Genomic DNA, 14,566 nt, shown 5'->3' with positions numbered 1-14,566 from the left:
AACTGGGTGACGAGCCCGGGTTCACGGTGAAGGAGAACGCCATGACGACCACGACGTTATGGGAGGGATCGGCCTCGCAGATTCACGACGGCCCCGGCGGATACAACGGAGTCGAAGCGACCCCCGAGTGGGCCGCTGAGATCAAACGTCTGGCTCGCGAACGCGGCGCGACGATTCTTGCGCACAACTACCAGCTGCCTGCGATTCAGGACGTCGCCGATCATGTCGGTGACTCCCTGGCGCTGTCGCGAATCGCTGCCGAGGCGCCCGAGGGCACGATTGTCTTCTGCGGTGTGCACTTCATGGCCGAGACCGCGAAGATCCTGTCGCCGTCCAAGACTGTGCTGATCCCGGACGAGCGAGCCGGCTGCTCTCTGGCCGACTCGATCAATGCCGAGCAGCTTCGTGAGTGGAAGGCCGACAACCCGAACGCCCTGGTGGTGTCGTACGTGAACACAACCGCAGAGGTGAAGGGTCTCACCGACATCTGCTGCACCTCGTCCAATGCGGTCGACGTGGTCAACTCGATCGATCCCGACCGCGAGGTTCTGTTCCTGCCGGACCAGTTCCTGGGAGCTCACGTCAAGCGCGTGACGGGCCGTACCAACATGCAGATCTGGGCTGGCGAGTGCCACGTGCACGCCGGCATCAACGGTGACGAGCTGACGGCCAAGTCCAAGTCGCACCCGGACGCCGAGCTGTTCGTGCACCCTGAATGTGGTTGCGCTACTTCGGCTCTGTACCTAGCAGGTGAAGGCGCGGTCCCCGCGGACAAGGTCAAGATTCTCTCCACCGGCGGAATGCTCGACGCTGCCCGCGTCACCAAGAGCAAGCAGGTTCTGGTCGCGACCGAGATCGGGATGCTGCACCAGTTGCGCAAGGCAGCGCCCGACGTCGATTTCCAGGCCGTCAACGACCGCGCGTCGTGCCCGTACATGAAGATGATCACGCCTGCCGCGTTGCTTCGCTGCCTTCTCGAGGGCAAGGACGAGGTCCACGTCGATCTCGAGATGGCCAAGCGTGCACAGAAGTCGGTGCAGCGCATGATCGAGATCGGTAATCCGGGCGGCGGCGAGTGACCAGCCCTGCCGGGCGTTTCGCCTGGGAGGCTCATGCCGACCTGGTCGTCGTGGGAGGCGGTGTCGCGGGCCTCACCGCTGCGCGCACCGCTTCTCTGCGGGGATTGAAAGTACTCACGGTCAGCAAGGGCGGTCCGACGGACACCGCGACTCAGTACGCGCAGGGCGGCATCGCGGTCGTCGACGATCTGAATACCGATTCCGTCGAGTCGCACGTTTCGGATACGTGTGAGGCCGGCGTCGGTTTGTGCGACGAGGAAGCCGTCTATTCCATCGTCGAAGCTGGTCACGACGCTGTTGCTGCGCTGGCCGCGTTGGGAGCGGTCTTCGATCGCGGGCGAGACGGCGAGGTGTCGCGCACCCGCGAGGGTGGGCACAGCACGCGTCGGATCATCCATGCCGGCGGCGACGCCACTGGCGCGGAAGTGCAGCGGGCTCTCAATGCTGCCGGGCTCCCCGTTCTGTTCGGTGCAGCGGCAGTCCAGGTGGTGACCAACCGGCGTGGGGTGTGCGGACTCATCGTCTCCTCGCCGGAAGGCCTCGGAGTGATCCATGCGCCCGCGGTGCTGCTCGCTACCGGCGGACTCGGTCAGCTGTATGCCTGCAGCACAAATCCGCCCGGAGCGACTGCCGACGGAATCGCGTTGGCACTCGAAGCCGGTGCGGCGATTGCGGACCTGGAGTTCGTTCAGTTCCATCCGACGGTGCTCTTCACTCCGGGCGGGGTAGGCCGCCGACCCCTGATCAGTGAGGCGGTCCGCGGCGAGGGCGCGATTCTTGTCGACACCAACGGTGATTCGGTCACCGCAGGTGTTCATCCGCTGGGTGATCTCGCCCCGCGTGACGTGGTCTCGAGGGCAATCGCAGCACGCCTACGCGATCTCGGCACTGATCACGTCTATCTCGACGCTCGCAAGCTCGACGGTTTCGATTCGAGATTCCCGACCATCACGGCGTCCTGCCTCGAAGCGGGCATCGATCCACGCACCCAATTAATTCCGGTCGCTCCGGCCGCGCACTATTCGTGCGGCGGAGTCGCCACCGACGTCCATGGACGAACGGGAGTGCCTGGTCTCTACGCAGCAGGCGAAGTGGCTCGCACGGGATTGCACGGCGCGAATCGTCTTGCGTCCAACAGCCTTCTCGAGGGTTTGGTAGTCGGGGAGCGTGCAGGAATCGCAGCTGCCGAGCGTCGCGAGGTTCATGCCGAAGTGGTCAACGTGGTGCGCAAGCCGATGCCGATCCTGCCGCGAGAGACCGTGCAGTCCGTCATGACGGCACACGCGTCAGTGGTTCGCGACGGAGGCGGTCTCCAGATTGCGCGAGCCGCGCTTGCCGACGCCGAACAGACAGTGGCGGTGGCTGCTCCGGACCTCGAAGACGCGGCGCTCACGTTGACCGCGACTGCATTGGTCGACGTGGCCGTGGCGCGAACCGAGAGCCGTGGCTGCCATGCCCGCACCGACTATCCTGAAACAGATCCGAATCAGCGTCGCAGCACTCGGATCAAGATGGGTGCCGATGGAGCGCTCGAAATACCCGACATGTTGTTGACAGGAGTTCATTGATGACCGAGCAGAAGATCCTGCCCGCGCCGCTCGACCGTGACGAGCTGCTCACATTGGTCAGGCTCGCTCTGGACGAGGATCTGCGCTATGGACCCGACATCACTTCTACCGCAACGGTTCCCGCCGATGCGGTCGCGAAGGCGTCGGTCGTCTCACGCTCCTCGGGTACTGTCGCCGGCATCGACGTCGGACTGCTTGTTCTCGACGAGGTGATCGGCGCGGGTAACTACGAGGTCGTTGATCGGGTGGCCGACGGAACTCGGGTTGCGCCAGGTCAATCGGTGCTCACCGTTGTCGCGCCCACCCGCGGACTTCTCACGGCAGAGCGCACGATGCTCAACCTCGTCTGCCATCTCTCGGGAATCGCCACGGCGACATCACAGTGGGTCGACGCCATTGCCGGCACTCATGCCAAAGTGCGGGACAGCCGAAAGACGCTGCCCGGACTGCGTTCTCTGCAGAAATATGCAGTCCACGTGGGCGGAGGCGTCAACCACCGTATGGGATTGGGCGACGCGGCGTTGATCAAGGACAACCATGTTGCTGCTGCCGGTTCGGTGGTCGCAGCACTTCGTGCGGTCCGTGAGCTCGCCCCGGACATCGAGTGCGAAGTTGAGGTCGACAACCTCACTCAGCTCGATCAGGTGCTGGCGGAGAACGTGGAACTTGTTCTGCTGGACAACTTCCCGCTGTGGCAGACGCAGATCGCGGTCCAGCGCCGAGACGCTGTTGCTCCAGAAACCAAACTCGAGTCATCCGGTGGTCTCACCATCGACGTTGCCGCAGAGTACGCCCGAACCGGCGTCGACTACCTCGCTGTCGGTGCCTTGACGCACTCGGTGACGGTCCTCGACCTCGGGCTCGACATGTAGGTGTCGCTATTGCTCGGCGTCCAGCAGTTGCGGGACGGCCGAGCGAAGCGCGTTTGTCACGGTTGCGACCGCCGGGTGAGCGTCGGAGCCCGCTCGGTGTGCAATCTTGGTCCTTCGTCGAATGGGCATCGGCGTCAGGCGCACACCTAGCGGCGGATGGATTGCTCCGAGTTCAGGAACCAGCGAAACACCCTGTCCCGCAGCGACGAGGGCGAGAACGGTGGCGAATTCGTCGATGTGGTGTCGCACTTTCGGGGTGAATCCAGCTGCCTGGCATGCGCGAATAGTCATTGCATGACAAGCAGTTCCGGGAATTGCGGTAATCCAGGGACGTTCTACGCAGTCGGTCAGCGATGCGACAGCGTCGTGGGGATCTGACTCGATGTCACTCGATGCGAGGTACACGGCTTCGCTGCACAGCGGCAATGTCGTCAGGCCCGGTTCGGTGGGGCGAGGGACGAAGTCGTAGTCGTGAATCAACGCCAAGTCCAGAGTCCCAGCTCGTAGGTCGTCGGCGACGTCCGCCGGGTCGATCTCCGAAACCATCGGTTCCAACCCGGGATGCTCGCGAGACAGGGCGATCAATGCCGCCGGGAGGATCGCCCGTGCCGCGGTCGGGAACGTTCCGAGGCGCAGCGGCCCCGCCAGTCCACGACGTGCGTCGACCAATTCACCTGACGCCTGCTCCAGGCGTTGCAGGATGGCTTCGGCATGACGTGCGAGGTTCTCACCGGCGGGTGTGAGTCGGACGCGACGGCCTGTTCGTTCCAGCAGCGGCACGCCGGCTTCACGTTCGAGGACGGCCAACTGCTGCGACACCGCGGAGGGACTGAACGACAGCGCCTCGGCAACGGCAACGATGGTTCCGCGCAGCGCTAGTTCGCGCAAGAGCTTCAGTCGGCGAACATCGAGCATCAGCTCAGCTTACGCTCGACGATGGAAATGCGAACTAGACCTACAAGGTTTGTTCGGTGAGGCTGAGTTCTATGACTACGACTCGAGTTGACCTGGCCGGAATCCATGTTCCACTGATCACGCCCTTCGAGAGCGACGGTCGTATTGCAACCGATGCACTCGAACAGCTTGCGCACCAGGTCCTCTCCGAGGGTGCGGTCGGACTCGTTGCGCTGGGGACTACAGCGGAAGCCGCAACACTCACCGAACAGGAGAGAGTGACCGTTCTGGATATCTGTGCGAATGTGTGCCGTGCGAGAGGTGCGACGTTGATCGTCGGCGCGGGCAGTAACGACACGGCGGCCAGTGCGCAGGCGCTCGGGAGGCTGGCTCGGTGGCCTGAGGTCTCGGCGGCGTTGGTGCCGGTTCCCTCCTTCACGAGGCCGTCGAAAGCCGGTGTGGTGGCGCATTTCGCGCATCTGCAGTCGTCCAGCCCAGTGCCGCTGATCGTCTATCACGTGCCGTACCGGACTGCGTGCGATCTGGACAGCGGCACTTTGCAGGAGGTGGGTACTTTGCCCGGGGTTGTTGGTGTGAAGTATGCCGCGGGCGGTATCGACGCAGCTGCCGTCGAACTCTTCGCGGATCTTCCGGGCGACTTCGCCGTACTGGCGGGGGATGATCTGTTTCTCGCGCCTCTTCTGGCCTTGGGTGCGGCCGGTGGCATCTTGGCGTCCGCTCATCTGTCGACCGCTGAGTTCGTCCGCTTGGTAAAAGCTTGGGACAGTGGCGATGTGGACGGCGCCCGTGACCTCGGGCGGAGTTTGTCGAAGCTGTCCGGAGCTCTGTTTTCCGAACCGAACCCGACTGTGATCAAGGGCGTATTGCATGCGTTGGGACAGATTCCGTCTCCCCATGTGCGACTGCCGTTGCTACCTGCGGGTGACGAATCGGTAGCGCGGGCGCTCGAGGTCTACCACTCTTGACTCGAACGGGTGTTCGAGTATCCTTTGGGGAGGGGATCGGGGGATTCAATGAGTGTCTTGTTGTCGGATGTGGTGTCTGGTTCTGCGGTGGGGTTACGTGGACGGTTGTGGCAGTTGTCTGCTTCTGAGTTGCGTGCTGCTGCTGCTGCTGCTGTCGAGGCGAGTGCGGAGATTCTGCGCCTGGAAGCCGTTCGAGTGGCGGTGGTGGACGAGTTGTCGTTGCGCCCGGATGATCAGGTGATTGCCAGCCGCGGAGTGGGTGCGTGGTTGGCGGCGAACACGATGCTGCAGGTTCGGGACGGGAAGAAGATCGCCGCGTTGGGTGCGGCTTTGCGGCCGTTTCCGGCGGTGGCTGCTCGGTTCGATGGCGGGGATTGCTCGTTCGATCATGCTGTGTTGATCGTGGCGTTCTGTGAGTCACCGCCGAAGGGGATGTCGGAGGAGGCGCTCCCTCGCTGTATCGATTTGTTGTTGGCTGCTGCGTCGGGTGTGGAGGCGACGACGACGAAGGTGCGGGACGTGATCGCGACGTTGGAGCGGTTGTTCGAATCGGATGAGATCCCGCCCGCCGAGGATGTCGATCTCAATGAGTTGCGGATCGCGTCGACCTTGAATGGTCGGGTGGTGGTGCGTGGTGATTTCGATGCTCTCACCGGGGAAATGTTGTTGTCGGCGTTGTCGAATCTGACGATGCCGACCCCGGCACTCGATGGAACCCCGGATTCTCGGTCGGCGGCGAAGCGGACTGCGGATGGGTTCACGGAACTGATCCGGCGTTATCTCGATTGCGCGAAAACCGGTACCGATGGTGGTCAGCGTCCGCATGTGAATGTGCACATCAATGCTCGTGATTTGGCGGAGCATCGGGATTGCGCCGCGTCGCCTTCTGATGTGGACGACGAAGGCTCACCCGATCTGGACTTGTCGGATCTCGATGTCGGGCACATGCCCTGGCTCGGACCACTGTCCGTATCGCAGACCAGGCTTCTCGGGTGTGATTGTTTCCTGTCGACCGTTCTGCTCGACGATCACGGCGCGCCCTTGGATGCGCAACCAGGAAAACGATTGGTCACCGCCGAACAGCGAGTGGCGTTGATCGCCCGGGACAAGGGCTGCGCGTTCCCGGGCTGCACATGCGTGCCCGCCTGGACGGATGCGCACCATATCCGGCACTGGGCGAACGGCGGGCCGACGGTGATGAACAACCTGGTCCTGCTGTGCCGTTCACATCATCGGTTGATGCACCGCAAATCAGAGTTCGTCGGGAAGTGGGTGATCCGGATCGGGGTCGACAACAAACCGTGGTTCATCCCGCCGCTCTCGATCGACCCCGGCCAGCACCCGCGACCGGCCAACACCACATTCAAAACCTGACTGAGTGGTGACACCCGTTCAGGCGCACAACTTCACGCCGATAGGCTTCAACTCGGAGATACACCCGGGTTGGGGCCTGGAGGCCGTGTTGTTGTGAACGGCTGCAGATATGGGGGAGGTCATATGGTTGTGGACGTTGTGCAAGCGGTCGAGACCGATGGGCCGGAGATTCTGGCGCTGCGGCACGCGGCAGAAGACTGGTTGGCAGAACGCGGAATCATCCAGTGGCGCCCGCGTGAAGTGTCTGTCGAGCAGGTCGAGCAGCAGATTTCGAGAGGGGAGTTCTTTGTTGCGCGAGACCGGGAGCAGTCGAGGATTGTCGGTGCCCTGCGGTTGATCTGGTCGGACCCTGTGGTCTGGCCCGATTCGAACGAGCCTGCCGGCTACGTGCACGGATTGGTTATCGATCGAGAATTCTCGGGAACCTCGATGGGCGAACGCTTACTCGTCTGGGCCCATCGACGGTCCGCGGACGAGAACGCGCAGTACCTGCGGCTCGATTGTGTAGAAACCAACGTGCGGTTGCGCCGCTACTACTTGGACGCCGGTTTTACCGAGGTAGGGCGTCGTGACTTCGGAGACGATGCCGACACCGGTTGGTTCAGCGTCGTGCTGTTCGAGCGCTCCCTGACCTGAGCCATTCACAGCAACTTTCCAGCCGGCTCCCAGTGCCGCCAGGGTTGGAGACGCGATCGTTGGCAGGACAGTAACTCGTGAAGGGACTTCCTGATGACCGCCGTTCTGCATCCGGCCCCGCGTCAGCGGCCGGCACCAACTGCCCACCGCGCGGAGCCCTCGCCGTCGTGGTTCCGCACGCGCAGTACAGGATTGGCGCTGACGATCCTGTTGGCAGCAACGGCAGTCCTGTATTTGTGGAATCTGACCGCGAGTGGCTACGCCAACACCTTCTACGCTGCAGCGGCGCAGGCCGGCTCCCAGAATTGGAAAGCGTGGTTCTTCGGTTCCCTCGATACCTCGAATTTCATCACTGTCGACAAACCGCCCGCTTCATTGTGGGTCATGGGTGTGTCCGGACGAATCTTCGGATTCTCGAGTGCCAGTCTTCTAGTTCCGCAGGCATTGATGGGCGTCGGATCAGTAGCGCTCGTATACGCGGCCGTCAAACGAGTGGCGTCGCCCGCTGCGGGTTTGGTGGCGGGAGCTGTTTTGGCAGCTACGCCCGCTGCCGCCCTGATGTTCAAGTTCGACAATCCTGATGCACTGTTGGTTCTGCTCATGACTCTTGCCGGCTACTTCGTGATTCGGGCTATGGGCACGGCGATCGGTCGTCGAGCCGCGATGTGGGTGGCGCTCGCAGGAGTAGCGCTGGGGTTTGCCTTTCTCACCAAGATGCTGCAAGGGCTGATGGTGTTGCCTGCATTTGGTGCCGCGTTTTTGATCGCCGGACAGGTGCGCTTGCGGACTCGCCTGGTCCACCTGGTGATCGGTGCTGCGTCCGTTGTCATATCGGCTGGGTGGTGGGTGTTGGCAGTGTGGCTGTGGCCCGCCGATTCTCGCCCGTACATCGGCGGATCGACCAACAACAGCGTCATGGACTTGGTACTGGGATACAACGGATTGGGTCGACTTTTCGGGAGCACCGGTGGCGGTGGCGGAATGGCCGGTGGCAGTGCAGGTTCGAGCTTCGGGGGAAGTGCCGGACTCGAACGGCTGTTCGGCAGCGAGATGGGTATCCAGATTTCCTGGCTGATACCTGCGGCACTGATCGCAGTGGTGTTCGGACTGCTCGCTCGGGGACGCGCACCGCGCACAGATCTTGTCCGTGCGTCGTTGATCCTTTGGGGTGGCTGGTTTCTCGTTATCGGCCTGATCTTCAGCTACATGTCCGGCACGATCCACCCCTATTACACAGTTGCGCTGGCGCCCGCCGTCGCGGGGATGATCGGGACCGGTGGATACGCTCTGTGGTTGGTCCGTGCCCGTTGGATCGGACGTTGCGGCTTGGCTGCGACGATGCTGGCCGCAGGAATCTGGAGTTGGGTGTTGTTGCACCGCAATGCCGACTGGCTGCCGATGCTGAAGTGGATTCTGTTGGCGGGCACTGTCGTCGGCGCGATCCTGGTTCTCGTGGGAGCCAAGGATCGATTCCGCAAGCTCGCTGTCGCTGGATTGATTCTTGGATCGTTGGCAGGGATAACCGGTTCTGCGTCTTACGCGATTGCCACTGCCGCAACAGCGCACGGCGGATCCATCCCGACGGCCGGACCAACCGGCGCCGTGTCCGACTCCGGAATGGGCGGGGGAGGAGGTATGGGTGGGGGCCCAGAGCTGCAAAACGGTGACGCTCCGCCGAATTCTTCTGACGCGACTGTAAATCCGGCGTCGAACGGGCAAGAACTGAGTAGCGGCAGCGAAAGTACTTCCGAGTTGACGGCAATGCTGGTCAATGCGGGCACCACGTGGTCGGCCGCGACCAACGGCTCGCAAAGCGCAGCAACCTACGAGTTGGCCAGCAATACCGCGGTGATGGCGATCGGCGGTTGGAGTTCCGATCCCGCACCGACATTGGATCAATTCATCCAGTACGTGGCAGACGGAAAAATTCACTACTACATTGCCGGTGGCCAGGGCGGAAGCCAGCGAGAGGGCCAAAGCGGGGACAGCACGTCGAGTGTCATCCAGGAATGGGTCGAAGCGAATTTCACGTCGACAACGGTGGGGAATTCCACGATCTACGACCTCAGCGGGTATGTCGGATAGCGACGTAGTTGTTGTGGTAGGCAATGATCGAGAAATGTCTGGGCGCACCGCACACGAGTCGAACCGTCGCCGCGAGCAATGGACCTGGCGTGACGGGCTGGTGATCGTCTCGATCGTCGCCTTGGGAACTGTTGTCGCGGCGGTGACGAACGAAGACACGGGCACGTCGATTCCCGGCTGCGATTCGGTGGCATCGCCGGGTCCGCCGGTGCGTATCAACTACGGTTTTGCCGGTGAGCCCGGCTATGACGACCCGGACTATCCATGGTTCTCGGGACCGAAGGCCACCGCCATGAGCGACGCACTACTCGAATCGCTGCCTTCCGATGTCGACGTTGCATTTGCGAGTCCATCGAAATCGCTCGAGTTTGCGCCGATCCAGAATTACCGGGGTGCCTCGTTTCCTGACGGGGTCGACCCGATCGAGTTCAGCGGTTCTACGTCGGCGAAGGGAACCTTGACTCGCGTCGGGCGGACTGCGGATATCTCGGTTCAGGTGCGTGCATGGGATCAGCCGGTGCCGCCGTGCTTGGAGGGTCTGGTGGATCGGCGGGAGCATCTCGAAAACGGAACAGTGCTCGATATCTCAGATTTCGAGGACAGAGCCGATTTCGAAGACAAAGACGGTTCGGAAGTCGGGGGCGAGCGCGGTGTCGTCGCGTATCTCGGTGATGGATCCCGGGTTGTTGCCAGCGTCGACACGTCGACGGAGACTTCGACGGATACTGGTCCGCTTTTGACGATGGACGAACTGATCGCGTTAGCGACCGCGCCGGGGCTTGCGGTGACTGCGCCGGTTCCAGACTCGACGCCGCCGCCGATGGCATCCTGCTACACCGATTCTGTGAATGCCGGTCCACCTGCGTCGCGCATGGATATCGACCGACTGAATCAGTTGCTCGATGCACGTTGGAAGGATCTCGGCGCGGCAGGCGTCACTTTGGAGCGCCCGCTCGGTTCGTTGGTTCCAGATGATTACGGACAGGGAGGAGTGTGCGAGCGGATCGTCGCCTCGACAGCGGACGGCAGCAGCGATGTCGAAATATCAGTTGGTACCGCTGTGCCGGAACCGGGTGAGACACTGACGTTGCCAGGCTCCACGACCGTGACTCGCCTGGTCGATCCCGATGGCTCGGGCGATGACACGGTCCGGGTTGTCCAGCCCTCCGGCGAAACCGTGGTGATTACCCAGTTCGTGAAATCGGCCGACACCACTACAGCGCCACCCTTGACGATCGAACAGCTCGAGTTCATTGCAACCACTCCAGGCTTGGTGATTTCGGCTCGGTGACGGTGGTGCTGGCACAATAGTGGCGAATTGTTCGTACCTAGAGACGTCGGAGGCTCAACGAATGGGCGATGCCAGCCCTGCTCGCGGTGACGATTTCTCCACCTGGTTCATCGATCAGTTCTCCGTGTACTGGCAGTCCGGCGGTGGGGCCCGCATCGAAGGACGTATTGCGGGCTATCTGTTGATCAGCGAGTCGCCAGGGGTCAGCGCCGAAGAGTTGGCGCAGGCACTCGGAGCAAGTCGCGGATCGGTGTCCACCTACATTCGTCGGTTGATCGACCGGGGGTTCGTCAAGCTCACGCGCAAGCCTCGGGATCGGACTCACTACTACGTCATGGATTCCGACGTGTGGGGCGGATTCCTCGAAACAGAGCACGTGTATCTCGAGAATCAACGCAAGCTTGCGACCGAGGCCCTGCAGTACGCAAATCCCAACGGTCCCGCGTACATTCGTGTGCTCAACATGCGCGATTACATGGGGTGGATCATCGACAATCGCATGCTGAGCAGTGAGTGGATGCGATTCAAAGCTGAACGCGACGGCAAGAAACCCGCGTCCGAATAGGACGCGGGTTTCTCGATCGCACGATGCTGATCTACATCACTTGTTCAGCTTCGCGATTGCCTTGTCGATCATCGGCACGTAGCGCTCGAGCGACCAGGGCACGGTCAGAGGGTTGATCATCGAGGAACCGGTGACGAAGGGCTGTTCGGTCGGAGCGATGACAGTTCCCCGAGCCACAGCGGGGATTGCCTGGTAAGCGGGCTGCGCTTCGATCTCGGCCCGGTTGGCCGGGTCCGAGTAGAAGGTGAAAAGCAGGTCGGACTTGTCGAGGAGGTTTGCGTTCTCGAGGCCGATGACGGCGGAGTCTGTTCCTTCAGATTCCGTCAAGGTGTAGACGACGGGATCCACCTGCAGGCCAAGTGCGCGGACCATGGCCACACGCTGCTCTTCGGCGAAAAAGACGCCGAGGGTTCCTGGGCCCGTGTTGTAGATGAAGGAGAAGCTGACGTCGGCGTAGTTCGGATGTGCTGCAGTCGATTCCGCGAACTGCGACTTGATCTTGTCGATTTCGGCTGTCGCCTTCTCGGATTCGCCCATGGCTTTGCCGATGACGTTGATCTGGTCTTCCCACGTGATGGTCCAGGGGCTCTCGGCGTAGGCGACGGTCGGCGCGAACGCGTTGAGTGAGTCGAACTGCTGCTGTGTGATGCCGGACCAGGGGGCGAGGATCAGGTCGGGTTCGAGAGCGATGATCGCCTCGATGTTGAGATCGGTTCCGCCGGTGAACTGCTCTGGCAGTTCGCCACCTTGCTTCGTGACCGCTTCGTGCACCCACGGCAGATACCCGGTGTCGTCGCTGCCCCATGCGTACTTTTCGACGCCGACGGGGATCGTGCCGAGCGCGATTACGGTCTCCGCCGACCCCATGCCGAGAGTCACGATTCGCTCGGGCTTTTCGGTGATGACGGCGTTTCCGAGCGCACTTTCGATGGTGACGGTTTCGAAGTCGCTGCTGCTCGATTGGGTTGCGGTGTCGTTGTTACTGCATCCGCCGATTACCAGGGCAGCAATGACCAATCCACTCAGCGCCACAGTTCGGCGAAGTGAGCGCACACGGGCGTATCGCATGGGGAACCTTCCGTTGTCGATGCGCCGAGGAGTGAGACTCCGACGGATCGCAGCCGACGGCCGGTTCCAGGCGCGTCAGGAAGCATAGGCTAGCCTTCGCCAAAGTTTCAAATCTGCTGAAAGTTCACGAGCCCGACAAACGGCGACATGCCAGGGGCCTCGTCGACGTTTGCCGGTCAAGCTCAGCAGGTAGGCACGTCGACGGTAATCTTCGGGTCGTCGACCAGCGGCTGGACCGGTACGCGAGCTTCGCCCTCGGCTGTGGGCTCGGTCAGATCGAACTTCAGCTCAACCGTCTGGCCTCGCGGAATGACGGCCCTGGTCATGTAGGCCGGGTGACCCTGTTCAGTTCCGTTGACGGCAAACGAAATCTGTCCACCCACGGAGACGGCATCGAGTTTGGCGCCGGCTGTCGCAAGCAGAGTGACTGCAGCCACATTGGTGCCATTGGGCAGTCGTCCGGGGTTGTCGACGATCCCGCTGACATATTCGGTCAGGTCGGCGTCGGGCGCGTTGTTGGTCAGTCGAACGGTGACCGTTGTCTTTCGGGTGTCGCCGGTGCACGTCTGGGCTGTGTAGTCGATTTCTCGTGTGAGGTAGTAGTCGAGCTTGTTACCGGCTTGGTTGTTGATCACCACACCGGCATACGGAGCCGCATCATCGGGAATGGTGTGCCCGAGGACGGTGTCGGCAAGAACCGATTGTTCGTCGGGGTGAGAGCTCCACACTGCGATTCTGCCCTCGCTGACACCTCTGCCCAGAGCCTCCAGTAATGCGCTCGGCGACTTGATGTTCCCGGTCATCTTCGCCACGACACGGGCCGCGATTGTCTGCAGATACTGCTTTCGTGCCTTGTTGTCGGAGGGAAAGCGTGCGTACGCGGTCGACTCGGTCAACTCAACGACGTTGTCGGCGGTGACCGACTCTCCGTCCGGCATCTCTACTGGTCCCACCGCCTCGAGGAGGTAACTCAGTGCTATCGGATCGGTCGCTATCGCGCCGTCGACCAGCTCACCCCCGGACTCCTGTGACCACAGGGACTGCCAGATCTGCGCTGCGTAGGGAAAGTGCGAGCTGAGGTTGCTGTTGCGAAAATCGGTGGTCGGTCGACTGTTTCCGTACAGCTGGTTGAAGTCAGGACCAAGGTCTATCGGTTGATTGTCCAGTGTTAGTTCGGAGTTGGGGGAGAGTGTGTCCACCCGAGCGGCGCCGTCGTCGACTCGGACGATGCCGTATCCACCCAACAGGCCGCCGGTTCCTCGCGCTTCCGCATTGGTCTGGAAACCGATGAAGTAGTTGCGCGGTCCGTCGGTGCCGAGCATCGCCGGTGCGATGCGCGCCGCGGTGGCGGTGTTCGTCAGGAGGGTAGCCAGTTCGCTTGTCTGCGACTGTAATTCTGCTCTGGCATCGTTAACTCGGCCCAGGTACTTCGATTCGGGAACTTCCTGTGCCTGCGACGACAGCAATTCCGCGGCGATAGCTGTTTCGGCCAGTTTCGGTTCCGCTTCGCGTAACGGTGCGAGTGCCAAGCGCCCACCGGGCTGCACCAATTCCGTTGGTGCGAGTGAAGTTCCGGTAGTCACGGCAGGACCGAGAACGTCACGCGTAAGCCCCTGAACGACCTCGGTCATCCGGCGCGTCGACTCGAACGGCGACCCGATGACGGGAATTGCGGCGGTGATGTTCCAGGGGAGTGAATGGGTGTTGTCGTATGCGGCCGATGCTTCGCGATCGGCTTCCGCCGCGGCAGACTCTGCGACTCCCGTATCTCCGGCCAGGAGAGCGCTCTTCGCCGACTGTGCGTGGTCGCGAGCCGCCTCCAGGTTGTCTTTCGCCTCGTATGCCGTGTACCCGAGCCATGCCACGAAACCGCCCACTACCAGCGTCGTTGCGGTGATCGCGACTGCCGTTCTACGGCTTCGGAGAAAAGCGGCCGCCCCCTTGGTTTCGCGCTCCGGGCCCCTCGGTGGGATGGTGTTGGAGCCGCTCGGTTCAGCCCCGGAATCGTCGTCGGACTTTGGTCCCACCGTGTCGTTGTTCATCCGCTGAAGCTCCTGACGTTTGAGTGCGTGAAAGCTGCGTCGACATGTCTAGCAGTGTTGGCCCAGTGGTGAAAACTTAGACGAGACAGTAGGGTTCGGTTCGGCC

At 62.1% G+C, this 14,566-nt stretch carries 12 protein-coding genes; 9 read left to right on the top strand and 3 right to left on the bottom strand.

Features of this window, described 5'->3' with window-relative positions:
• Positions 1–41 precede the first annotated feature (41 nt).
• Genes nadA through nadC form a run of 3 tightly spaced genes read left to right on the top strand, consistent with a single transcriptional unit; the run spans position 42 to position 3,519 of the window.
• Positions 42–1,079 carry a quinolinate synthase NadA gene (gene nadA / locus ACVZUB_RS16760; RefSeq protein ID WP_482627550.1) on the top strand — a complete coding sequence of 346 codons (1,038 nt, stop codon included), beginning with the start codon at positions 42–44 and terminating at the stop codon, positions 1,077–1,079.
• Positions 1,076–2,647, top strand: a complete 1,572-nt coding sequence (locus ACVZUB_RS16755; protein ID WP_482627549.1) for an L-aspartate oxidase — start codon at positions 1,076–1,078, stop codon at positions 2,645–2,647. Before nadA ends, ACVZUB_RS16755 begins: the two co-directional genes overlap by 4 nt.
• Positions 2,647–3,519: a carboxylating nicotinate-nucleotide diphosphorylase gene (nadC, locus tag ACVZUB_RS16750; RefSeq protein WP_003941805.1), complete on the top strand. Its 873-nt coding sequence runs from the start codon at positions 2,647–2,649 to the stop codon at positions 3,517–3,519. Before ACVZUB_RS16755 ends, nadC begins: the two co-directional genes overlap by 1 nt.
• A gap of 6 nt (positions 3,520–3,525) precedes the next feature.
• Here the strand turns inward: nadC and ACVZUB_RS16745 are convergent, their stop codons facing one another.
• Entirely contained in the window at positions 3,526–4,434 is a 909-nt protein-coding gene (locus tag ACVZUB_RS16745) for a LysR substrate-binding domain-containing protein (RefSeq protein ID WP_063316122.1), read from the bottom strand.
• Between the two features lie 71 nt (positions 4,435–4,505).
• Between ACVZUB_RS16745 and ACVZUB_RS16740 the strand changes: the two genes are divergently transcribed.
• The 6 genes from ACVZUB_RS16740 (at position 4,506) to ACVZUB_RS16715 (ending at position 11,350) form a co-directional block, all read left to right on the top strand.
• Entirely contained in the window at positions 4,506–5,399 is an 894-nt protein-coding gene (locus ACVZUB_RS16740; RefSeq protein ID WP_482627548.1) for a dihydrodipicolinate synthase family protein, read from the top strand.
• Positions 5,400–5,447: 48 nt separating this feature from the next.
• Positions 5,448–6,773, top strand: a complete 1,326-nt coding sequence (locus tag ACVZUB_RS16735; RefSeq protein ID WP_482627547.1) for an HNH endonuclease signature motif containing protein — start codon at positions 5,448–5,450, stop codon at positions 6,771–6,773.
• Positions 6,774–6,896: 123 nt separating this feature from the next.
• Positions 6,897–7,409: a GNAT family N-acetyltransferase gene (locus tag ACVZUB_RS16730; protein ID WP_047272184.1), complete on the top strand. Its 513-nt coding sequence runs from the start codon at positions 6,897–6,899 to the stop codon at positions 7,407–7,409.
• 93 nt (positions 7,410–7,502) lie between these two features.
• Entirely contained in the window at positions 7,503–9,494 is a 1,992-nt protein-coding gene (locus ACVZUB_RS16725) for a glycosyltransferase family 39 protein (RefSeq protein ID WP_312639183.1), read from the top strand.
• Between the two features lie 34 nt (positions 9,495–9,528).
• Positions 9,529–10,785, top strand: a complete 1,257-nt coding sequence (locus ACVZUB_RS16720) for a hypothetical protein (RefSeq protein WP_312639182.1) — start codon at positions 9,529–9,531, stop codon at positions 10,783–10,785.
• A gap of 61 nt (positions 10,786–10,846) precedes the next feature.
• A complete protein-coding gene (locus ACVZUB_RS16715; RefSeq protein WP_003942377.1) occupies positions 10,847–11,350 on the top strand; it encodes a GbsR/MarR family transcriptional regulator in 504 nt (167 codons plus the stop codon).
• Between the two features lie 36 nt (positions 11,351–11,386).
• On the opposite strand, the gene ACVZUB_RS16710 is transcribed toward ACVZUB_RS16715, so the two are convergent.
• Positions 11,387–12,418, bottom strand: coding sequence for an iron-siderophore ABC transporter substrate-binding protein (locus ACVZUB_RS16710; RefSeq protein WP_311093611.1), 1,032 nt, complete (start codon positions 12,416–12,418; stop codon positions 11,387–11,389).
• A gap of 182 nt (positions 12,419–12,600) precedes the next feature.
• On the bottom strand, positions 12,601–14,460 hold the full coding sequence (locus ACVZUB_RS16705; RefSeq protein WP_054781896.1) for a DUF4012 domain-containing protein: 1,860 nt from the start codon (positions 14,458–14,460) through the stop codon (positions 12,601–12,603).
• Positions 14,461–14,566 lie beyond the last annotated feature (106 nt).

The organism is Rhodococcus sp. OS5 (assembly GCF_056837585.1).
Note: the sequence above shows the minus strand (reverse complement) of the source record. Positions and strands in the feature narration are given on the sequence as shown.

Coding starts and splice junctions, on each gene's coding strand:
- nadA (WP_482627550.1), top strand. CDS start 42: ATGACGACCACGACGTTATGGGAGGGATCGGCCTCGCAGATTCACGAC.
- nadC (WP_003941805.1), top strand. CDS start 2,647: ATGACCGAGCAGAAGATCCTGCCCGCGCCGCTCGACCGTGACGAGCTG.
- ACVZUB_RS16745 (WP_063316122.1), bottom strand. CDS start 4,434: ATGCTCGATGTTCGCCGACTGAAGCTCTTGCGCGAACTAGCGCTGCGC.
- ACVZUB_RS16740 (WP_482627548.1), top strand. CDS start 4,506: ATGACTACGACTCGAGTTGACCTGGCCGGAATCCATGTTCCACTGATC.
- ACVZUB_RS16735 (WP_482627547.1), top strand. CDS start 5,448: ATGAGTGTCTTGTTGTCGGATGTGGTGTCTGGTTCTGCGGTGGGGTTA.
- ACVZUB_RS16730 (WP_047272184.1), top strand. CDS start 6,897: ATGGTTGTGGACGTTGTGCAAGCGGTCGAGACCGATGGGCCGGAGATT.
- ACVZUB_RS16725 (WP_312639183.1), top strand. CDS start 7,503: ATGACCGCCGTTCTGCATCCGGCCCCGCGTCAGCGGCCGGCACCAACT.
- ACVZUB_RS16720 (WP_312639182.1), top strand. CDS start 9,529: ATGTCTGGGCGCACCGCACACGAGTCGAACCGTCGCCGCGAGCAATGG.
- ACVZUB_RS16715 (WP_003942377.1), top strand. CDS start 10,847: ATGGGCGATGCCAGCCCTGCTCGCGGTGACGATTTCTCCACCTGGTTC.
- ACVZUB_RS16710 (WP_311093611.1), bottom strand. CDS start 12,418: ATGCGATACGCCCGTGTGCGCTCACTTCGCCGAACTGTGGCGCTGAGT.
- ACVZUB_RS16705 (WP_054781896.1), bottom strand. CDS start 14,460: ATGAACAACGACACGGTGGGACCAAAGTCCGACGACGATTCCGGGGCT.